General features: G+C 43.7%; 1 pseudogene. It reads left to right on the top strand.

Annotation, left to right across the window (positions count from 1 at the left end):
* Positions 1 to 316 (top strand): annotated as a pseudogene (locus IC21_RS15780) (IS21 family transposase); the annotation flags it as partial.

Raw genomic sequence — 316 nt, forward strand, 5'->3', positions numbered from 1 at the left:
ATGCATGAGCACGCTTTCCAATACTTTGGAGGGATGACCGATGAACTGGTATATGATCAGGATGCCCTGCTCATGGTAAACGAGAATGCGGGAGATTTAATTCTGACAAAGGAATTTCAGTCTTATCGGGAAGCGAGAAAATTGAAGGTCTATTTCTGCAGAAAAGCTGACCCGGAAAGCAAAGGGCGAATTGAGAATGTCGTTGGTTATGTGAAGGGCAATTTCGCCAAACACCGCATCTTTCAAAATATTGATCAATGGAATGAAAGCTGCATATCCTGGCTGGAGAGGACTGGGAACCGAAAAGTGCATAATA

It is taken from the genome of Heyndrickxia coagulans DSM 1 = ATCC 7050, assembly GCF_000290615.1.
Taxonomy (GTDB): Bacteria; Bacillota; Bacilli; order Bacillales; family Bacillaceae_C; genus Weizmannia; species Weizmannia coagulans.